The organism is Bacteroidetes bacterium GWF2_43_63 (assembly GCA_001769275.1).
GTDB lineage: Bacteria > Bacteroidota > Bacteroidia > Bacteroidales > DTU049 > GWF2-43-63.
Genome location: MEOQ01000042.1, coordinates 61124 through 83465, shown reverse-complemented (window position 1 = coordinate 83465; position 22342 = coordinate 61124). Strand labels below are relative to the sequence as shown.

Genomic DNA, 22342 nt, shown 5'->3' with positions numbered 1-22342 from the left:
TAAACTCCATCGAAGCGCAAAATTGCGGGGATCCGCGAACAATCGCACGATGCACCAAAATACAATAAGAAAATTTTCAGATTAAAAAAGAATTTCAATTCCAGAACACCGCGATCCAGGTACAGGGCGGATCGACAGAGGTGAATGCAACTCGGTGGCGTTCGTGAGCAAATATGGTAAGCATGTCACCTTCGTTCATTTCAACACGCCGGTCATTTTCGAATTCGATAATCGCATTACCTTTAAGAAGCACTACTGTTTCGTTTTCATTCTGATCGAACCAGCCTTCAGCGGGAGAAGTATGACCCGAAGACATTATTTTTTCGACCCGAAAACCCGGTTTTTCGACCAGCGTTTCGTAGTATTCCTTTATTTTATCCCAACCCGGGGCATCATAAATATTTTCAAGTCGGTTGTTTTCCATAGACTCTTCACTTAAATAACATGCGAAGTTACATATTTTAAAATTCGCATTCGTTAAATATATTGAAACGGATTGGAACTCAGAGGTCACGCGTCGGGAGACGCGCGCCCAATACGGGGTGCTGGTTTTGTGTTCTACAAATGAGGATTTGAGCCGGAGATCACGCGTCAACGTAAAACGTTGCAAGCAGGAGACGCGCGCCCAATTATGGATTGATATTCTCCGATTGGCGAAACACTAAATGATTCCCGACATTCCACCGTCCGATAGAAAAGAGGACATGTAACCGTCGGGAATCTATGTATAAGCATAGAATGTTATAATGCGATCGCAGCTTATTAGCACAGTGAATATGGAGCATGGAAATGAGTAACAATAGTTATCGCAAATATGAAGGAAATTAACCAAGCAAAGTTCACACTGCCTTCTTCCTTCAATTTACTTGTTCCTTGCTCAGTGTTCGATGCTCAGTATTTCACTTCACCCTTCCTTGTTCCTTGTTCGATACTCTATTGGTATACATGATACGATGTTCTCAAAAATTTGTGACTTGGGGTCTAAGTTACAAAATTCCGGGGCAAAACAGGGTCACTTTTTTAACAATTTTACAGGTTCCGGTACAAAACAAAAGGGCTATAGTGTTCACTATTAACGTTTTTCAAACTTTTTTTATTAAACGGTATTGGTTAATAAAAAAATCTTCTTACCTTTGCAGCCCGAATTGAAAAATGGGCCTATTTCTCTCTAAAACAATTGTAATGGACACGCTCAGTTATAAAACGAAATCAGTCAACAAAGCCAACGCTAATAAAGAGTGGGTTATTGTTGACGCTACAGATCAGACTTTGGGACGCTTTGCCGCAATGGTGGCATTCATGCTCAGAGGCAAACACAAACCCAGCTTCACTCCGAATTCGGATTGCGGAGATAATGTCATTGTCATCAATGCTGAAAAAGTGATGTTGACTGGCAAAAAGCTGACAGATAAGGAATATGTGCGTCATACGGGATACCCTGGTGGACAGCGCTTTACCAATCCTGCTGATTTGCTGAAACGCAAACCCGAAGCCGTTGTTGAAATGGCTGTAAAGGGCATGCTTCCAAAAACAAAGCTGGGCGCTGAATTGTTCAGAAATCTGTATGTTTATGCAGGCACAGAGCACAAGCACGAAGGCCAGCAGCCCAAATCGGTGAATATTAACGAAATCAAATAAAGGACATGTCTGAAACTCTGACCTTAGGAAGAAGAAAAACAGCTGTTGCCCGTCTGAGACTGAGTTCCGGAAACGGAAACGTAACAGTCAACGGCAAGGATTATAAAATTTATTTCCCGCTCGAAACTCTTCAATATATTATTGATCAGCCGTTCATCATTACCGGTACCACTGGAAAATATGATGTGAGAGCACTGCTCGATGGTGGCGGATACAAAGGACAGGCCGAGGCTCTGCGTCTCGCCATTTCACGTGCCCTTGTGGAACTCAACGAAGAATATCGTCCTGCACTGAAAGAACAGGGATTGATGCGCCGCGACCCACGTATGGTTGAGCGTAAAAAACCTGGTCGTCCAAAAGCAAGGAAGAGATTCCAGTTCTCTAAACGATAGTCTGCATAAGACATCGCGTTTAGTATCCAAATTGCTGAGACCGTTCAAAACGCTACTCAGCAATTGCTTTTTCAAACAAAAGGAATGTAAACAAATAACACAAATCTAAATGTCAAACTTATCTTTTGATCAACTGCTCGAGGCCGGCTGTCACTTCGGTCACCTCAAACGCAAATGGAATCCCAACATGGCTCCTTATATTTTCATGGAGCAAAACGGAATTCACATCATCGACCTGTATAAAACCATCGCCAAGCTGGATGAAGCAGGCGCTGCTCTGAAACAGATCGCAAAATCAGGACGCAAAATTCTCTTTGTAGGAACAAAGAAACAGGCAAAGGAAATCGTTGCAGAAGCTGCAAAGAATGCCTCTATGCCTTATGTGGTTGAACGCTGGCCGGGCGGTATGCTCACCAACTTTGCCACCATCCGCAAAGCCGTGAAAAAAATGGTCTACATTGATAAAATGCTCAACGACCCATCTTTCACAAGCATTTCAAAACGTGAACGTCTGCAGATTAAACGCGAACGTGAAAAACTTGAAAAGAACCTTGGTTCAATCGCCGACCTGAACAAACTGCCTTCAGCACTTTTTGTTGTTGACATTGCCAAAGAACACATCGCTGTTGCCGAAGCTCAGATCCTGGGTATCCCAACCTTTGCAATTGTTGACACCAACTCAGATCCGAAAAAAGTTGACTTCCCTATTCCCGGAAACGATGACGCAGGAAAATCAATTTCAATCATTCTTCAGGAAGTTGTTGGTTTTATCAACGAAGGTCTCGAAGAAAGAAAAATGACAAAAGATGTCGAGGCTACCGAAGAGCACGAAGAAGAATATGACAAGGACGGCAACCTGATTGAAGCTGCTGGTGAAGAAGAAGACGGATCCGACAAGCCAAAACGCAAACGCGTTCTCAGCAAGGCAACACCTAAAGGTGGCAACCGCAAAACCAATATTGAAGTAAAAGACTAAAATTTCAGAAACATGGCAAACATTAGTGCACAAGACGTATATAAACTCCGCGATTTAACCGGAGCCGGTGTGATGGATTGTAAAAATGCCCTCGTTGAATCAGAAGGCGATTTCGAAAAAGCCATTGAAATTCTTCGCAAAAAAGGACAGAAACTGGCCGTTAAACGCGCCGACCGCGAAGCCAACGAAGGCTACGTGATTGCAGCTGTTGACGATACCAATACCTTTGGCGCTGTTATCATGATGAACTGCGAAACTGATTTCGTTGCTAAAAACGACGATTTCGTGTCTGCCAGCAAATCATTTGCTGACGCCGCTATCGCTTTCAAACCGAAAAACATCGACGAACTGAATGCTCTCATGATCGACGGACGCAGCATTGCAGACCGCGTGACTGATCTCGTTGGTAAAATTGGTGAGAAGATCACCCTTACCCATTACGATTGCATTGAAGCTCCCTGTGTTGTGATGTACAACCATTACAATCATCGCATCAGCACCCTTGCTGGTCTGACCGAAGGTGGCGAAAAAGTAATCGAAGCCGGGAAAGACGTGACCATGCAGATTGCATCGATGAAGCCTATTGCAATTGACAAGGACGATGTTTCGGCCGAAACCATTGCGAAGGAAATCGAAATCGGAAAAGAACAAGCTCGCCAGGAAGGCAAACCGGAAGAAATGCTTGAGAAAATTGCTCAGGGCAAACTCAATAAATTCTACAAGGAAAGCACCCTCGTGAATCAGGATTACATCAAGGACGGCAGCATGACTGTAGCTCAGTACCTGAAATCGGTAAGTCCAAATCTGAACGTGACTAAATTCTACCGCTTAGCTTTAGGCGAGTAATCGCTTCAAGTCAAAATAATGAAAAGCCATCCAAATCGGGTGGCTTTTTTATTAATTTTGAAGCTGGAATTTTTTCGGACTAAACGTAAGCTCAATGAGAATTATCGCCTTTATCATATTTGCATCTGCAGCAATTCTATGTTTCAGTCAGCCCGAATACACACACAAACAAAAAATATTACTGCAGTCCGATGATGAATCTCTCCAACTCCACTGCAAAAAGAACAAGTTCATCGTATCCTTCAATCCAGCCGATTTGTCTTACGCCTTTTCTGATGAAAAGAAAAGGGAACTTGATCAATTTTTAAATCGTAATGACACTATTGAACTTGACTCGTTAATCGAAAAAGCAACGTCCATTGTGCGCGACACCAATATGAATTTTTGCAGTATCCGCTTCAGCACAGTGATTTCGAAATGCTTTCTGAATGGCAGTATTGCCGTGAAAAATACTGACACCAATGTGTTTCTGAAAAAAATATTTGCACTTGTCGATGACCGCATGAGCTGGATGCTGGTGAATTATTACTATTTCACCGATCCAAAAAAGTCATCTGTAATTTTTGAATACAGCGATGTTTCGTTTGGCTGCCCGGCGTTTTAGCATTGTTTTTTACAACTTTGTTCAAAAAATCAAATCAAGTTCTGTTATGCTGACAGATTTGTGTATTTTTGCCATCAATTAATTTATAACGTACATGAAGCAAATTTTTCTTGTGTTACTGCTGACATCATTCGGGTACCTGCTGCTTGCTCAGGAAAATGAAAAAAAAGCCCTTGAAGAGCTTGATGCCTGGAGTAAAGAATTCTACGACGCGCTGGATATTTACAACGAAATAAAAGACAGCAAAGAAGAATCAACGCAGCTTTGTGACAAAGCGCGCGAAGCATATCGTCTTTTACAGTCGTCCATTCAACATTGCGATGCTGCCAGAAAGCTTCAGCCGGATTTTTCGAAAGACATTGACATGTATCTCGCGGATACTTACCTGACCATTGCCTGGTTCAATTTAAGCAAACACAAATGCGTTCAGGATATTTTCACCGACGAGTTACTGAACACCTATGTAAACAAAGCTCTTGCAATCAGACCTACGCAAAACACCATTTTGCTGAGCGATATGATACTGGATTTTTATAAAGCAGAAGATTTAAAAAACAGCTATTCCAATCTCGTTTATCTTGGATTTTACAATGGTGGTAAACAAAAAAACAATGACTACCGGCGCAAATATGGGCTCGAATATATCAGCTTGATGAAAGAGGAACTCGGAAATGATTTTGTCAGAATCATTAGTAACGATTCCGCTAAAAAATATCACTTTATCCGAGTAAACAACATTCTGATGAATTCTGAAGAATACCTGAAAGATCAGGAATTATTGGAATCTAAAGTTCTGATGATGGAATTATATGCAGCCTGGCTGGCAAACAAAAAGCTGAGTATGCCCGATGCTGAATTCTCAAACACTGATGTCAAGCGACTTGAAGCAGCCGACGTTATTCTGAAAGACCTGAAAGATGACGGGTCATCGTCTTTCGTTGATCAGCAGCTGATGCGCCTGTACAATGCCAACATGCTCATGAATGAAAAGAAAATCGCGCACAACTACCTCACCGAGGCCAAACTGCATGATCACTCTGTTATTGAAGAGTTGTATGATTACATTGAAAAAACAAAAGCCTGGCGCGATGAAACCTCGGTCACAGAAGATCGCTCTACTGCTAAAGACCGCATCAGAAAAGCGTGCAATCTGATCTTTGAAAAAATGAGTGAATACAGCACTTCTGCTGATTATGAAAAACTTCTTGCTTATTATCAATATATCGATGACAGCAATGGAGTCACTACGACTGAACAAAAAATTGCAGAGAAAAAAGAACAAGAGGCAAAAGAACTACGACGCGAAAAGCTACGCAACAACTGGGGCCTGTGTGTTGGTGTTGCCCCCGGCAAACTCATCTGGCAGTCAAAATACAATCAGCTTTCGTTGCATGCCGATTTGGTCACAGCCGGATTTAGTCATGGATTCCGATATTGCACCTACGATATGTACACCGATAAAAGTCGCTTTGGCGCGTATGGGGTTGATGACGGTGAGCCCGGCGACAACAACACCTACTCAGGCTGGGAAGGTTCGTGGTGGATAAATCTCAACAGTGTTAACGGCAATGAAATTATTAATGTGGGGCCATTCATTGAATTTCGTTATGGTAATTACGAGTTCCTCCCTGTTACTACATCGGTTGTTGATCGCGAAACCAATGCCTTCACTACTGAAACAATCGATCCAATCGGAAAGCGTTTCGATGTCACATATGGAATGAAAGCTACAGCCTGGTTGCTTCATCGAATCTATTTCCAAACTGTATTTGGATTAGGTCTTGGATATCGCTGGCTCGAAACAGGATTTGATAGCGAAAAATATTATCTCGAAAACGTGAACTTCGGCGATGAGCGCTGGCCCAAAGTAACTGTGCCTTTCAGAGTCGGGGTAAGGGTTGGCATAAAACTATTCTGATGATTTTTTGACAGTTGTTGCTGCTGATAAATGTCACTATTGCATTTATTAAGGTAATTTCTGACTACATTTACAAGAAAAAATGGAAGAAGATATTATCATTTGCAATTGCAACGAGATTTACAAAAGCGAAATCGTAAAAGCCATTAAAGAAAAAGGGCTTAAAACCGTTGAAGAAGTTGGAGAAGCAACTACGGCCGGCACTGTGTGCGGATCATGCCAGGACGACATTCAGGAAATCCTCAACGAAATCAACAAATAATTTATTACAGACAAGTTGTTGATTTGGCACCGAAGTCGAAGACAGCATCCAGTTCCTGCCACATTTCATCAAATTCTCCCTCCACTTTCAGCGCGTAGCGAAAAATTGGATATTCGCTGCTATAGCGCTTATACAGAGATATTGCCCGTTCACCCTCTCCCTTTTTAGAATTGGATCCGTTGGCAATTCGGTCACACATTTTTAGAAATGTAGCTTGTTTGTTTTGCCAGATTTTCGGCAGTGTCTTAAACAGAATTTCCTTCTTGTCCCAACCGCGCTCGTTCGATACACGCAGCACCAGTTCTGCAATACGGAGGTTGAACATTGACTTAAGCATCTCTGGAGTTGTATCGGTATCTTCTACCGAATCATGCAGGTATCCGGCAGCAATCACGTCTTCATGACACTCTTCTTCCAACAGATAAATGTACTTTTTGATCACCTCCACTACTTTTTCCAAATGCATAGAATATGGAGCAGAGCCATAGCGCTGACTTTCAGAAGGCCTGTTGTGTTTCCAGTACGCGTACTCTCTTGCCTTTTCAGACATGGACAGGATGTTTCTTTCTTTCATAAAAACAACTTTTTCTTCTTAGGTATAAGACGAAATACAATTTACAAAGTAAAATATTTTTTCGTTGGGTGTAATCTTTTATAAATATACGCTGGGCACAGTCTTTTTAGAATAAACTGATGGGTTTGGCCTGGAGACTGAACCCAACCAGTATTATCTCTGACTGCTACCAATGGACATATTAAAACAATCGTTTTCTTTTGCATTGTCTGAAAAAAAGGATAGGAAAAGAAACACGCGCATCGTGCGTTTTAAAACACGACGTGTGATTTTTCAACAACCATAAATCAGCAAAAAATAATCATGAAAACTGTTATATCAGAGCTTGATGATTTTGTAATCACCAAGTTGTCCAGAGCTGGTTATAACACGACAATTATAAACACCTTTCGCCATGTCTTCGAGACTGAAATCAATTCTGTCAGAAAAGACCCCTGCCACATGTCGGATTAATGTTCCTGACATATTGAAGACACTTATTGAAAAAATCATTTCTCCTCCTGGCAATACAACTGAAATAATTTCATTTGCCGGATTCGGGAAAATTCTGGCAATCACAACTGAAGGATTCTGTTCAATCCCGGCATAAATAATCCCATCTGAACCAATGATAAAATCATACCCGGAATAATGTCCTTTTGTTCCAATGGTAATGTAATACATTGACGCAAGCTCCATTCCAGCAGTATCAATAAACAGCATGTATGAGCCGGCATCAACATTCTCAAACATATAGTAACCCAAAGAATCCGTTCGTGTGAATGAGACCAGAGACCCGTTTAAATCTGTCAAAAAAACAGACATATAAAACACAGGTTCGCCCGAAAACAGGTTAACATGACCTGAAATTGAATCGGTTCCCGACATTTGCTGGGATTGTAAAAATAAAATATCAACAGGGTTTATGATTGTGTCATCGACTATATGAAAGACCTGAGCAGAATCCCACCGATAGGCATTTTCATAATATGTTACCGGCAGCATCATATACGATGATGAAAGGACAAATTCACCGGTATCAATAGCTGACACCTGATAATTTCCTGCAGCGTCTGTTAACGCACTTCCCCTCAAATAAGCAGCACCATCTTCCAGCTGAAACAATTTGACCAACGCTCCATCCACTGGAGAGCCTCCATAAGTGACTTTTCCTTTAAAAGAAGATGCAAAACCGTATGATTCAAGATCTGCTGCAAACAAGACCGTGCTGCCAATTGTATCTATATTCATGGTCCCTGAAGGCAAGCTTAAATTAAACTGAAAATAACCGGATACAAAATACTTGTTGTTTCCGTAAGGTAATACCGTATTTATTCCAGCCCAATCATATGTGGAAGATCCAGAAGCAGCCCAACTTACATTAAAAGCTGTATCCATCTCAAATGTGAAAAAATTCCAATTGCTGGTGAAATTCAGCTGTATAGTGTCCAAAGTAAGAGAGGAGTTTGTCTCACCTGAAACAATCAGTTTATCATCAAAGCCATTTGTAAGATTAGTCACAATTTGATTTGATAATGCCCCGTAAGAATGAGCATTCAACGGTGTTCCTGCAGTATCATATACAAATATTCCGATGTCTGAACCACCAACTGATGTTAATGTAGAACTCCCGAATGAAAGGCTCCCTGAAAAACTTCTGCCAACGTAAATTCTGTTATCTGTTCCAAGGCATTGTGAGTTACCCCCGATCTGCTTACTCCAGACCGACATTCCGTCAGGAGTAAACTTGTGTATATCATAACCACCTGTATAGTATGATCCAGCAACATAAACATTACCGTCATTATCCGTAAACATATCAATGGGTCTGGATTCATTGTATGAAAAGACACCAATGTTCTGCAACCAAATGCATTTCAGAGGATTAGTTGAAAAAGCCGCCAAAAAAGGCTCTGGATCCCAGCCCATACCACCAGGTATTGAATCAAAAGACATTCTAAGACCACAATAACCTGATATATACAACGTGTTATAATCCGGGCTGAAACAAACCTTTGTCGGCTGCACATGGCTGGGAGCGTCGATTGTATATGTACACCAGACAGTATCTACATTGCGGTTCGGATCAAGCCTGACAATAAACATATTTGAGCTGTATATTCCATTATTAATTATTGTAAAAGTATCGACGGTCAAGGTATCATCAAATGTTCCGAGGAGATAAAGACAATTATTGTCATCCGAAATAATATTTGTGACAGTTTCATTGCCTGAACCATTGAGCTGAAAAAACCACAAAACATTTCCGGCATCATCAAGCTCTGCGCAATAGCCATCTATTCCCGCAACAGCGTTAGCAGAAAGCCCGTTCTGATAAAATGTGGTGAATCCTCCTCCGGCATATTTTCTATTTAGATGATCCACATAAATTGTATTGTTGTTGCGCGGATTGTCAGACTGATTTCTTGGCAGTAAATAAGCATTGTTATAAACCATGTTTTGAGAAACTGCTATTACTGACAAAACCACAAACCAGAGAAGCAAAATAAAGTTCTTCATAACATTTTTTTGCAAATATAATTAATCTTCATATAATATTACAGGGAACACCTCTCTCAAGCGGCATTCCCTGTAATTAATGCTTTATTCAACCACCTTCACTCTGATACCTTCGCTGTGGCTTGAGAATTCCGGTGCATACATGCATTGAATTGTCGTTATTCCATTGCTGAAATCGCCGGCATGAGTTGTAAACATTGAGTACTCAAACACGTAAGTGCCTTTCAGAAGATTATTGAAGAAGAAGTTGGTTGCTGCGTCGCGTGTGTTTTCGAAATACCAGAGTCCGCCCTGATATTTGGTTGTACTCAGCACATTCACCGGCTCCATGCACGATGCACGCATATCTTTCATGTGCACATATTCCATTTCGCGGTCAACACGAATTTCAATTCTAACTTTAACTTTGTCACCGACTTTCAGTGTTGCATTGTCGCCGATTGGCTCCATACGTGGACCGGTTGGACTTTGGCGCTCAACAAACAATTGCTTTTTGATGCTGATTGGCGTTTCGTGCGGAGTAATTTTATCCAGGTCTTCAAAATACTGCCAATACACAGCACCCCATGCAATTCCGCTGTCTTTCTTGGTTACCTGAATTTTTCCCATGTCGGGTTTCACCTGATCGCCGGTCCATGCTGTCTTGAAATAACCGGTTCCTGCTTCAACTTTACAATTGTCAATCTTATAAGGATCGATCACTTCGTTTCCGATTTTTACTTCAACAATTTTGTCGGAAGCAAGCAAATTAAATCCGCGGATCAGCAATGCATACACCGCATCAACAGTGGCTTTAGTTGATTTCCAATCCTGAACCTGTTTTTGTTTGAGCAACCAGATTTTCAGTTCTTCAACAGCCGTTGCGTCATTGGCAACTTCACTGAAAACCTCCACCATCAACGCCTGTGACTCTATAGGAGCTTCCCACCAGTAATAGCCACCTGCAAATTCGCGCCAGTACATTCCCATTTCATCTGAGTGAAGCGAAGTCTCTTTCAGCGATTTCACAATGTCAGCCGGAATGGTTTTATCAGCGTAACGATTAAGAGCAAGCGCGATCATGCCGCGTCCGTAAGTAGAAAAAGATGTCCAGTAGGTCCTCGCCTGCGCAAAGAAATAATCGAACGCCTCCTTGTTTCTTTCACTTACAGCATAGTTCAGAAAATAACTGCGCGCATAAAGATAATGCACCTGAATGTAGCTGATATGCTGCTCGGTTTTATATTTCGGATAATACTTTTTAATGTTAACCAGATCTTCTCTGATGCGGTCATCGAGATAATAAACCGCTTTCGAAACCATGTTCTCAATGCGGCTGTTTTCCTTGATTTCACGAATTCCGAGATGATCGAGTTTTCCGAATCCGGATACAATATGCTGAGTGATATAACGATCGTCAGGCATTCCCTTATACCAGGGAAAGCCACCATTGGAAGCCTGCAATTTGATGAGCAGCGTTTCGGTGCGACGTTGTTCCTTCGCCATTCTGTTCAGATCGAACAGCAACCCAACACGTTTTTTGCGTTCGCTCTCATCCTTTGCATCCAGCACCCACGGCGTTTCTTCGAGCACCAATGATTTCAATTCCTCATTTTTCTCCAAATTTGAAAGGAATGATTCCGGTGTCAGATTTTTCCAGGTGTCAAAAACTTCTTTGATTTTCGGATAGCTGTTGGCAATGAATGTGGCAATCGTATTTGCATAATAGCGACTAAATGTTTGCTCACTGCACTCATACGGATACTCCATAATATATGGCAGTGCCTGCACAGCATACCATGCGGGATTGCTGGTGAATTCAAGGGTGTAGCGATGACTCACCAGTGTTTTTGAATTGCCGCTGTTCACGAGTTTATCAAATGTAAAAGTCTTTGTTTCGTTTCCGCGAACAGGCAACGGCAATGATTCAGTAACCAGCATGCGGTTTGAAAGAATCGGCAACGACATTTCTTCACCATCGGTGAATGCACCGGATTTTGCTTTTATCCGATAAGTAACTGCTCCGATTCCAAACGGAATATTGAGTTCCCATGCAACTTTTGTGCTTTGTCCTTTCTTCACACTGAAAGTCATTGAGTTTGCAGTCAGGCCAAACTTTTCAGCAATCGATAGTCCTGTCAGCGGATCGATGAGTTCAAGCATAACAGTTCCATCCATGTCTGCTTCGCTCAGATTGGTAATTTTTGATGTGAAAATAATTTTATCTCCTTCGCGCAGAAAGCGGGGTGCAAAGGAATTTATCATCAGCGTTTTTTGCGTAACAAGATTTTTTGTAATCGAACCGGTCTTTAGATCTTTTGTGTGAGCGAGCCCCATAAACTTCCATTTGGTGAGCGATTCGGGCATAGTGAACTCAATTACCGTTTCTCCGTTTTCGTTGGTACGCAGCTGCGGAAAGAAAAAAGCCGTTTCGCTGAAATTCGTACGCACCGCAATATCACTCATGTTTGCTTCGCCGCCCTTATCATTGCGATAATCTCTATCCACTTTGAGTCCGCCTTTGGGTATTTCGCCATCTTCATCCATCGATTCTTCGAGCGACATTTCCGCTTCACCAGCAACGAGCAGATCCATGGCAGCCGGCGCATCTTTTTTGTTTGCTGCTTTTTCTCTCGTGGCACCAGTTGATGTAGTCTGACAGGCCATTGTAACAACACCTGTATTGTCAGCCATGTCTCCACCATAACCATCGTACCCATAGGAATAATAACCATAGGAATACAATGGAAAACTAAACCATTTGAGCTTGGGCAGATAGATATTTTGATTGTAATAATTGCGCGTATATGCAAGGGAATACTGATAGGAAGATTTGGTTGTGAAATTCGAAGAAGCATCCCAGTTGCGATAACTGTAATAATAGCTCAGCAGACTTAGATACCAGCTATGACTTTTATATGCATCGAGAGAAGCATCGTACATACCGGCCATAAGTTCTGCAAGTTCTTTGTCGCCTTTTTTATTTTTAATAATGATTTTCCATTTTTCCGCTTCGCCCGGCTGTAGCTTGTCGCGGAAAGATTCAATTTCAATATCAAGTTGCTTGTTGGTATGCGGTACATACACATTCACTTCGCCCGAATAGAAACGATTTCCCTTTATGCAAACCAAATGGATGGCAAAGTTTCCGCGATGGGCCTCGGTTACAGGAAACGTCAGCAGCTTCTGTTCATTGTTCAGTGTGTACCATTGCGCGCTTACAATTTTGTTTTTGTGCTCAACTTCAACCATTATCCGCGTGTCTTCACCATAGCTTCCAACAAGGATTGAAGCCGTTTCTCCGGGCTCACAGGTTGTTTTTACTTCATGCACATAAAACGCCTGATTGCTGCATGACTTTTTTTCCGATGGAATATAATAATTGAAGTAGCGCTGATATTCGACATTTTCTCCAAACGCATCCTTTGCAGTAAGAACCATCATAAACGGGCCCTGTGTGCCAGCCAGGACACTGTCAATGTTTAACAACGAGTCTTTACCGGTATTGAAAAGATGTGAATAAATCAGCTTTCCTTTTTCCCAGTTCGAAGGATTGTTTTCATCAGCAAATTCGCCGAAAGGGAACTTATTCAAATACTCATCTTTCGATAAAGACTTGTATTCAGGTTGTGCGAGCAAGCGCTGACTGATTATCCTATCCGGAGATTTTAAAGTGTAAATCAACATCGTAACTTCCGAAGGCACCGTCTGACCTGACAAATTTTCTGAGCTTATTTCGTAGTTTTTAATCCCACCTTTCACAACATCCTGCGAAATGTTTGAGCCAAGGATTAACGCTTTGTATCCGGCTCCCACCCATGTATTTCCGGAACGTGTTTCGCCATTGATGTCAGTCACATCAGCATAAATTGTATAATTAAAAACCGGCAGATAATCCTTGCGGATCGACTCGTCGGGAAGCGCCGTAAAATCAATTTTAAAAATTCCGTTTTCATCCGTTGTTGCTACGCCGTTTGCGATTTCAACCTGCGCTGAATATGGCATCGAGAACTGCCACCAGCCCCACCAATACGGAAATCTTGCATTGCGCACAACACGGTATTTCACCTTGGCGCCATCGATATTATTGCCAGCGTAGGCAAGCGCTTTACCGCTCACAGTCACCTTTTCATTCAAACGATAGGAGCCCTTGACCGGGTCGAACTGCACATAAAACTTCGGACGCTTGTATTCCTCCACGCTGAAATACCCAGTACCGTAACCGTTGGTAATTCTCATGTTCCCGGTTATTCCATTATCAGGTGCAGTGAATGAACCCGTAAAAGTACCGAAGTCATTTGATGTCAGCTCAACCTGGCTCACCACCTGATAATTGGCATCGTAGAAAGTGACAGTCGATTTTGTTCCAGGCAGAATACTATAATTGTTTTCTTTGTCGGTTTTCAACATGATACCCTTGAAATAAACGGTCTGACCGGGGCGATAAAGACTGCGGTCTGTAAAGAAGTATGAAACCGTTTGTCCGTCGTTGCTGTAATCATAGGGCGGATACATGTAAAAAGTCGTGTAAGGGCAATAGCGATCACCGTTGTATGACACATCTGCATACATGTAGCGGTAATCCGATCCTTTCGGAAGTGTACCCAGGAAAGCTTTTCCGTTTGCATCGGTGGTCAGCACCTTGTATTTATTATAAACATACTCCCGTGTGAGGTAATTGTATTTCTCATAAAACACGGCTATTTGCGCGCCAGCCAATGGTTTTCCGGAAAGCCGATCAGCAACAAGAAATGTCGTTTCCTGATTGTTGTAATCCTGCATCAGATACGAAATGGATGTTGACCACAACGAAGTGTAACCTACCCATCCTTTGGCCAGACTAAAATCGGCAGAACTGGAATGAAGAATGATGTAATAACCTGAATTCAAACCTTCGAAAACCACATTGGTGCTGTGATTCTGATGATCGCCCGGATCATTCAGCTTTACTGAAAATTCTTTAACGGGCGTCAGCTTCGAATAATATTCAATGATTTCTTCATAACTCATTTTATGGTCCAGGTCTCGGTCTTTGTCATGATCAATTTTAATAACTCTGAACCAGGTTTCAGCGGTATTTGAATACGACAGAATTCCTTCAAAAGGTTTTCCCGGATAGGAAGTGTTTTCGAAACTCAGCGTCACCGAAGGAGTCAGAATAGTTTCCTTCAGCACATTGCAATTGTTGGCTCCGCGCGTTCCCGGATAATCACGGATGACTTCATTGATATATTCCAGCGCCGTGTTGTAATGCCATTTATATTGAGGAGCCGTTTCGAAATGATAGCGCGATGCGAGTGAATTGTAATAGACGGCCAGCGCATAACCCGTTTCCGCCTGGTCTTTTTTCCCAGAACTGGCTGCATGCAACTCTTTGAGAGCATTCAGATACAGAGAGTCCCTGTCCGGCATTATGCATTTCGATCGCATAAAGGAAAGCCGCTGCAATTCAACGAATGTAAACACTTCAGAGTCTTTGTCTTTCTCATGTAAGCGCGTCAGGGTTTGATAAACCTGCGTGGCGTAAAACACAAACGATGTCGTATCGTAGGCAGAGACTTTCATTCCTGCAAAGCTTCGTCCCGGAAAAAAATAGTCCTTACTGTCAATTTTAAATACACGAGCTGGTTTTGTAAGAGCTGTTTCTTCGTTTGTAAATCTCGAAATGGCCATCCAACCTATCAGATCGAGCATGGTGGGCGAATATTGCAGATAGTCGTAATAATCAATGATGGCCTGATATGAATTGAGTTTCACTTCTGCCAGTTTCTCCGGCTCCTTCAATGCCTGATCGTAACACCATTTCACTTCTTTCACAAGTCGGTCAAGCGTCCATGTTTTAATGTCTTCGTTGTCGAAATTATCGGTGGCCGTGCGCTGATAAAATTTGTAGCGATTCACGGTGTAATAATTCCAGTACATTTCACCAAGCATGGCATACATCAGTGGCTTGGCAGGAAAAACTGCTTTTTCGATTTCCTTCTTCAATTCCGAAATTGAATTTTCATAATAGTCTTCCTGATACTGCGACATAAGCGTGATGCGGTAAATCACAGACTTGATTATCTGCGGACTGTTTTTTTCGGCAGTCGCTTTCGCATAAATCTTTTCTACTTCAGTCATTGCTGATTGCGGCAGCGATTTCCCGATCAGACTGTCGGTGGTTTTCCATAGCTTTTCATATGCTGCTTCGTTTTGCGAAAAGGCCGGAATTGCCGACATCAGAATGATCAGGCTCATGAACAAATAGGTGCTTTTCATATTTTGGGCATTATTAAACTTTTTCTAGATGCAAAAAAGGAAATTCTTCACATCAACAATTAGTAAAGATAGGAGATATTTCACAAATAATCAGTGCGTGCATATGTTTTAGCATGAATTTAAGGTCAAGAACAAGGTCAAGGTTTAGGTCAAGGTCAAGTGGCGGAGCCTTCAAGAAAGCTGCAAAGCACCAGCAGATGCGCCTCCGCCTCCTGCGGAGTAAACTCCGGTGCAAAATACATTAGCCGATGGCTGAGCCTCAGGTAAAACGTGCGCAGCACCCATAAAGGATGTCGGAGGTAAGAATATTTCACGAGTCAGCGTAAAACGCTGCATGCAGGAGACGCGCGCCCCAATTCAGATCGAGTGAGTAGTTCCGATAGCAATAGAAAGAGAGCGAAGCCCCCGGCGCCATACTTCTTTCGTTGCGCGCTATTGCAGCTCATAAGCGCCCAGATCTGGCGCTGTACCAACAATACGCGGATTGCCGGTAATATCTGTCATAAGCGTACCGGTGATTGTTGCATCGCCAGCATCGATGGCTGCAGATCCTGAGTTGATACTAAATATTGTTGAGTCTGCAAATGCAGGATTGGCATTTCTGATGCAATCTGTAAAGCCGCTCTGGGTAACACTTAGCGTGGTCTTGATCAAACAATGATCGAACGAATAATTAAACAATCCGCCTGAAGCACTTTTATCCAAAAGCAATTCATCAGCATTGGCACCATAGAGAATGCAGTTGCCGAAATAAGCATTGGTGAGATCGCGATTCTGTATGTTTCCATAAACGTCTTCATAGTAATTATTCAGCACAATGGCTGATGCACTGCGGGTTCCGTGCGACCAGTAGTTTCCCATGGTACAATGACGAAAATCGTAATTTCCGCCGATATTCAACAAAACCGAGAAATAGCCGGCATTTCCGAACACACAATTTTCTGCTTTCACGTACGATCCCTGTGCAACAAAACAGGCCGTTGACATGTTATCGATGATGGTGTTGGTGATTGTAAGCGTAGGATTGACCGAAGCGCCAAGTGTATCGACATGTACGCCGATGCGACCGTTTCTGATGATGGCATAATCAATCACATTGTCTTTGCTTCCTGCTGAAAGCCAGATTTTGCCCCACATTCCGGGCAGGTCTTTGTAATAATCATCGAGGCGATCGCCCTGAAAAGTCACTTCATTATCTTTCGCACCATATATCTGGAGCGAGCCGCCGTCATAAACCCAAAGCACGGCATCGTTGTGCATGTACACGTTGGTTCCGGCAGAAATTGTGAGAACGCTGTCTTCATCAACGACGGCATAACCATAGACCACATGCGGCTTGTCGCTGTTCCACACGCCCGAAACCAGCGAATAAGCCGGCAAATACTCCGTTTCAGGATGATCGGGAAAATGAAAATAAGCATCTTGTCCACAAGCCACCAGCTGAATTTTCTGATGATTTCCGTTAATAATGAAATTGATCGAATCCTCTATCACAACAGGGTTTGATAAATTATTCGGATCGACTGTTACTTCAGCAAAAATAAAAATACTGTCTTTGGGTCCAATCTCAACATCCGAAAAAGATGTTCCTTCCTGCCCATTGACATTGATGCGGAAATTGCTGTTGCTGCCTCCGCCAAGTGATACCGACGAAATGCTGATGTAGTCATTGCTGTTATTGAACACCCTGGCCGACAATGTCACACTGCCAACCGTTGAAAAAACGGTGTCGAAATAAATAGTGTCTGCCGAAAACTCCAGTCTGAAATCAGGATCATCGTTGAACTGCTCGTCCTTTCTGCAGCCAGCAGCCAGCAACAAAACACAGAGGGTGAGTAATGGTATTATATAACGGTTCATCTTCATCAATGATATTAATCAGATTAGAAACGGAGATTTGCCAAAATTAGTATTTTTGCTGAAAACAGCGCATATGAAGTCTTTGTGGTTATGGATTCTGGCCATTATTCTCGCAGTCTCGGTTATGGTATATCAGCGCATGACCGGGCCCACAACACCGGTACGCGGCAGTGTTGAATATCTTGGACAAACCGTAAAATATAAAATGCTTCGTACCTGGGGTGGCAGCGATGGTGCGCGAATCGAAGTGAATACAAGCGATCCCGACGCAGCAGGAATTGTTCAGTATCGCCGTTTTCGGAGCAACGATGAATGGCAGGTGCTAGTTCTCAAAAACAGCAATGGCGCGCTGACAGCAACGCTTCCAGCACTGCCTCCTGCCGGAAAAATGATGTATCAGGTATATCTTATCGAAAAAAACAAACAAGTAGCTTTAACTGAAGAACCAGTCGTTCTGCGCTACAAAGGTGAGGTGCCTTCGTGGGTGCTGATTCCGCACGTGATATTTATGATTTTATCCATGATTATTTCTATCCGCGCAGGACTGGAAGCCATCAAACGCCGCAAACAACTGGTGAGTCTGACATTCTGGTCAATGATCACTTTGCTTGCCGGAGGGCTTATTCTTGGGCCCATTGTTCAGAAATATGCTTTTGATGCTTACTGGACTGGCTGGCCATTTGGCCATGACCTGACCGACAATAAAACAGCCCTTTCATTTATTCTGTGGGTTGTTGCTTATTTCATCATCCGCAGAAATCCTCAAAAACGAGGATGGGTACTGGCTGCATGTATTCTGCAATTGGCCGTTTATCTCATTCCACACAGTGTGTTGGGATCTGAAATTGATTTTACCCAACCGCAATAATATCAACTCTAAACAATGAGTATAACTCTGATCATTTTAATTGTTACAGTTGCAGTGTCACTCATTGCCATGAGTAATCGCGCGATGTTTGCAAATCTCCTGTTTTATCCCTGGGAAATCAAGCGCGAAAATCAGTGGTATCGCTTCATTACACATGGTTTCATTCATGCCGATTTTTTCCACTTGTTTGTAAACATGTGGGTTTTGTATATTTTCGGTGATGTGGTTGAAAATTCACTTAAGCTGATATATGGCTCCGAAGGCGCTTTGTATTTCATGTTGCTATACTTCGGAGGTTTGATTTTTTCGTCGATGTACTCCTATGGCCGCCATCTGAACAATCCGCAATACTCTGCACTGGGCGCATCAGGAGCCGTTTCCGGGATCACTTTTGCGTACATTCTCATGTATCCCATGTCTGGACTTATGATTTTCCCCATTCCCATTCAGCTGCCTGCCTTTGTTTTCGGAATTCTGTATCTGATTTATTCATGGTACATGAGTCGCAAAGGCAAAGACAACATCGGACACGACGCACATTTTTTCGGTGCCGTGTACGGAGTGGTTTTCATGATCATTCTCGATTACCGCTTTGCGACTTTGTTTTTGAGCAATTTTATGTAGGATGGAAATGGTCACGCGACCAGAGACGCGCGACCAGACCAAGGTTAAGCACCTTCGGTGAGGCTTTAGGCGTTAGGCATTAGTCGTTAGGAGTATGGAGTTAGGAGTATGGCGTTTTGCGCTTTGCATTGAGCGTTGTGCATATCACTTAACGCGTGCAAGCGAAATAACAACAACGCCTGCTACCGTGAGCAATCCACCAACAATCTGAATCATGTCAGGAAGATTATGCAGCACCAGAAATGAAACAAGCATAACAAAAAATGAACGGCTGGTGCTCAGAATGGACCATGTGGAAACTTTCAGGCGCGCGAGGGCATTGTATCCGGCAAACGCTGAAATCACAGGCCCCATGAGCGCTCCAATAGAAATATATATAATTGTTTCCACTCCAATATCGAGCGAATAGTCATAGATAAAAGTAAAAATAATTGAAAATGCAAGCAGAAAAACAACGCGGTTCATGCTTAGCACAATGGGATGATAATTCCGGATCCGGGTTTTAAGAATCACCTTTCCACCCTGGCTGATAAGTGACGAAATCAGAATAATTCCTGCACCCGAAAAAAGAAATCCGGCCCATGTAAAGTCGCTCCGGTAGCCGATCAGCACAGCACCTGCCAGTGTGATAATAATTCCAACGCCTTCGCTCAGCGAAAGTTTTTCCTTAAGAAAAAGATATCCCAGAACAACTGCATAGACCGGACTTATGTTGGTCATAAACGAAACCAATGACGGATTGTCGGTTTTATCAACCGCTTCGAACCACATAATCGTTGCCGTCATATCAAGAATTCCGACAATGACCAGAAACAACAGGTACGACCCTTTAATTTCAAATTTAGAATATGTCCCGGGTGCAAGTAATGAAAGAAAAAGATTCCAGATCAACCCGGCGGAAAACCAGTAAACACCGAAGACAGGGAAAGGAAGATCCTGAAGAAATATTTTTGAAAAGATGTAAACGCCCGTCATGGCGAGCACGTCGGTCATGGCAAATGCGATGCCCTGATTCCGAATGCGCCTTGGGATAGAGCTATTCACAAATCAATCCTTCAATGTTGGGTGTTTGCGGTAGAAAGCGAGGAAATTAGCAATTTGATCTACCGGAATTTTTTTGCCTATAATACGTTTTTTGCTGTCGAGTACATAAACGACCGGTGTTGAAAAAATATCATACAAATCATGGAAATTGCCTTTTGCCGTGCGCGTTCCATTTACATTAATGAAAGCATCCATTTTCTTTTCTATAACATAGTTTCGCCAGGCTGTGAGACTTGTGTCGGAACAAACGGAATACACTTTTAAATCCATTGTATCTTTCACGTTATTGTAATACTCAACCAGTTTTGGTGTTTCAGTTTTGCAATGACCGCACGTTGGATCCCAGAAATAAAGGATTGTGAATGCTGCCGGAATGGAATGCATTGAAATCAGTTGATTGTCGAGGCCCAGTAAAATAAGCTCAGGAGCGGTTTTCCCAATCAGGTTGGGTTTGAGTTTATCTGCGTGTTCCAGAATTTTTTTATTCACATTTTCCGAAACCCAGGTTGCATCGCCCGGACGATAAACCTTGTCGGCTATAAAAACAAAAACAGCATCCATTCCCATCACCTGCGAGGTTTCGTAGTAATGTGTAAGATACCAGACCGTGTATTTAAAAACCTCTTTATTGGGACGGGTTTTCTCAATGATCACATCAATTTCTGCAATCAATGTATCGGGAATCTGCGGGATAATTTTAGTGAGGTACTGATCGAGTTTAGCATGATAAATAGGAGTCCGCAATAATCTGTCGTCGGTAAAATCGTACATGTCCCAGAAATGTGCGCGATAGTAACGATAGGCAAAAGTAGAATCTTTGCGTCCGTTTGACAGCAGCGGGGCTTCGGGTACTTCGGGTTCGCGGGAACAATCAAATATTTTTGCGATAAGCGACTTTGGATTATCCTTAATAAACTTGTTTTTGTAATCAGCCACTTCTGTGTTGATATCCTTCATTTGCTGTTCAATGATTTTCACCGAGTCCGCTTTCCCTGCATCCTGTAAGCGTTTCATTGATTTGCCAAGCGCATCGATTTTTGTTCCGCGGTCCGCAATAAAAACCTTATAGGCGAACCAAAGGGAATTTTCGGCAGATCCTTTTGCGCGAACGCTTTTCACCAAATCTGCAGTGTCGGCTTCAATCGAAAACTCGCGTTCTTTATCCAGAACAAACTCAATGAAATTTTTGTTTGGAAGCACAATAAAATATATGCCGCCACCTATGGTGTCTCTGGTTTCAAACACGCCTTTGCCGGTTTTATCCAAAGCGATGGTATCTCTGACATATTGGTATTTTCCGTAATAATACCCTAAAAGCAAGGTGTCATCGGCTAGGCCGTTAACTTTAACGGAAATTTTGTATCCCTGTCCGAAGGAAAGTGACAAAACTGTCAGTGACAAAACTGCAAAAAGAAGAATTTTTTTCATGGCGCCGGATTAATCAAACTCTGTTCCAGATTGTTCAGATAATTGTTTCTTTTCAAATATATTGTGCAGAACGGGAAGCAGGTTGGCTGCATGAGCACCCCATCGCTCATTAAACCAGAGCTTCAGACAATACACTGCCCCAGCCTGTTCTGCTTCAATTCCCTTGGTGTACGCAATCAACCCATCCTTCAGGTCCTGATAAATGTCGGTCAAACATTCAGCTATGCTTTTTTCCTCAGGCTCCTTAAGGTCATGATTGAAAACGTAGAATTTCTCAAATTTCTTCAATTTGTTGCGGACATCGTTGAAGATAATTTCATAATTTTCTTCGGTCACATAACGTTGCATATCTCCCTCTTCGGCTCCTTCAGGAGCACTGATCATGCAGCCCTTGATATAAAGCAACGGCATAATTTTCCGCAGAAATTCAAGAACTTTATCTGGCTCGAATCCGGAAATATTTTCCAGCAACCAGCAGTATTCGTTGGCAACAGCCATGAGTTCCTGAACCGAAGTATGTTGAATGTTTTCTTCTAACATCGAGTTTTATGAATTACAAAAATACAAAA

General features: G+C 42.5%; 17 protein-coding genes. 9 read left to right on the top strand and 8 right to left on the bottom strand.

The genetic code is table 11. The features are described from left to right. Nucleotides 1–94: 94 nt before the first annotated feature. Entirely contained in the window at nt 95–424 is a 330-nt protein-coding gene (locus A2W93_06525; GenBank protein ID OFY53274.1) for a hypothetical protein, read from the bottom strand. Between the two features lie 758 nt (nt 425–1182). Here A2W93_06525 and A2W93_06520 point away from each other — a divergent pair. From A2W93_06520 to A2W93_06490, 7 genes are all read left to right on the top strand, one after another. Then, nucleotides 1183–1638, top strand: coding sequence for a 50S ribosomal protein L13 (locus A2W93_06520; GenBank protein ID OFY53354.1), 456 nt, complete (start codon nt 1183–1185; stop codon nt 1636–1638). Nucleotides 1639–1643: 5 nt separating this feature from the next. Continuing rightward, complete coding sequence (locus tag A2W93_06515) at nt 1644–2030, top strand: 30S ribosomal protein S9 (GenBank protein ID OFY53273.1); 387 nt, start codon at nt 1644–1646, stop codon at nt 2028–2030. 109 nt (nt 2031–2139) lie between these two features. Continuing rightward, nucleotides 2140–3006 carry a 30S ribosomal protein S2 gene (locus A2W93_06510; GenBank protein OFY53272.1) on the top strand — a complete coding sequence of 289 codons (867 nt, stop codon included), beginning with the start codon at nt 2140–2142 and terminating at the stop codon, nt 3004–3006. A 12-nt stretch (nt 3007–3018) separates the two neighbouring features. Continuing rightward, the gene (locus tag A2W93_06505) at nt 3019–3852 is read left to right on the top strand and encodes a translation elongation factor Ts (GenBank protein OFY53271.1); all 834 of its coding nucleotides are present in this window, start codon (nt 3019–3021) and stop codon (nt 3850–3852) included. 94 nt (nt 3853–3946) lie between these two features. Continuing rightward, entirely contained in the window at nt 3947–4456 is a 510-nt protein-coding gene (locus A2W93_06500; GenBank protein ID OFY53270.1) for a hypothetical protein, read from the top strand. A 94-nt stretch (nt 4457–4550) separates the two neighbouring features. Continuing rightward, complete coding sequence (locus A2W93_06495) at nt 4551–6374, top strand: hypothetical protein (GenBank protein ID OFY53269.1); 1824 nt, start codon at nt 4551–4553, stop codon at nt 6372–6374. Nucleotides 6375–6456: 82 nt separating this feature from the next. Continuing rightward, entirely contained in the window at nt 6457–6636 is a 180-nt protein-coding gene (locus A2W93_06490) for a nitrite reductase (protein OFY53268.1), read from the top strand. A gap of 4 nt (nt 6637–6640) precedes the next feature. Here A2W93_06490 and A2W93_06485 read toward each other — a convergent pair whose 3' ends face one another. The 4 genes from A2W93_06485 to A2W93_06470 all read right to left on the bottom strand — a co-directional run bounded on the left by A2W93_06485 (nt 6641) and on the right by A2W93_06470 (nt 17815). Beyond that, nucleotides 6641–7186, bottom strand: coding sequence for a hypothetical protein (locus A2W93_06485; GenBank protein ID OFY53267.1), 546 nt, complete (start codon nt 7184–7186; stop codon nt 6641–6643). A gap of 342 nt (nt 7187–7528) precedes the next feature. Then, nucleotides 7529–9709 (bottom strand): hypothetical protein, encoded by a 2181-nt coding sequence (locus tag A2W93_06480; protein ID OFY53266.1) that lies wholly within the window; start codon nt 9707–9709, stop codon nt 7529–7531. 84 nt (nt 9710–9793) lie between these two features. Further along, entirely contained in the window at nt 9794–15910 is a 6117-nt protein-coding gene (locus tag A2W93_06475; protein OFY53353.1) for a hypothetical protein, read from the bottom strand. Nucleotides 15911–16381: 471 nt separating this feature from the next. After that, nucleotides 16382–17815: a hypothetical protein gene (locus A2W93_06470; protein OFY53265.1), complete on the bottom strand. Its 1434-nt coding sequence runs from the start codon at nt 17813–17815 to the stop codon at nt 16382–16384. Nucleotides 17816–17882: 67 nt separating this feature from the next. Between A2W93_06470 and A2W93_06465 the strand changes: the two genes are divergently transcribed. Together A2W93_06465 and A2W93_06460 are read left to right on the top strand one after the other, a co-directional pair. Beyond that, entirely contained in the window at nt 17883–18677 is a 795-nt protein-coding gene (locus A2W93_06465; protein ID OFY53264.1) for a hypothetical protein, read from the top strand. A 15-nt stretch (nt 18678–18692) separates the two neighbouring features. Beyond that, nucleotides 18693–19301, top strand: coding sequence for a hypothetical protein (locus A2W93_06460; GenBank protein OFY53263.1), 609 nt, complete (start codon nt 18693–18695; stop codon nt 19299–19301). 144 nt (nt 19302–19445) lie between these two features. Here the strand turns inward: A2W93_06460 and A2W93_06455 are convergent, their stop codons facing one another. From A2W93_06455 to A2W93_06445, 3 genes are read right to left on the bottom strand one after another with little or no spacing between them, the layout of a single operon-like run. Next, nucleotides 19446–20294, bottom strand: coding sequence for a hypothetical protein (locus tag A2W93_06455; GenBank protein OFY53262.1), 849 nt, complete (start codon nt 20292–20294; stop codon nt 19446–19448). A gap of 54 nt (nt 20295–20348) precedes the next feature. After that, entirely contained in the window at nt 20349–21773 is a 1425-nt protein-coding gene (locus A2W93_06450) for a hypothetical protein (GenBank protein ID OFY53261.1), read from the bottom strand. A 9-nt stretch (nt 21774–21782) separates the two neighbouring features. After that, nucleotides 21783–22313 (bottom strand): hypothetical protein, encoded by a 531-nt coding sequence (locus tag A2W93_06445; GenBank protein ID OFY53260.1) that lies wholly within the window; start codon nt 22311–22313, stop codon nt 21783–21785. Nucleotides 22314–22342: the final 29 nt, after the last annotated feature.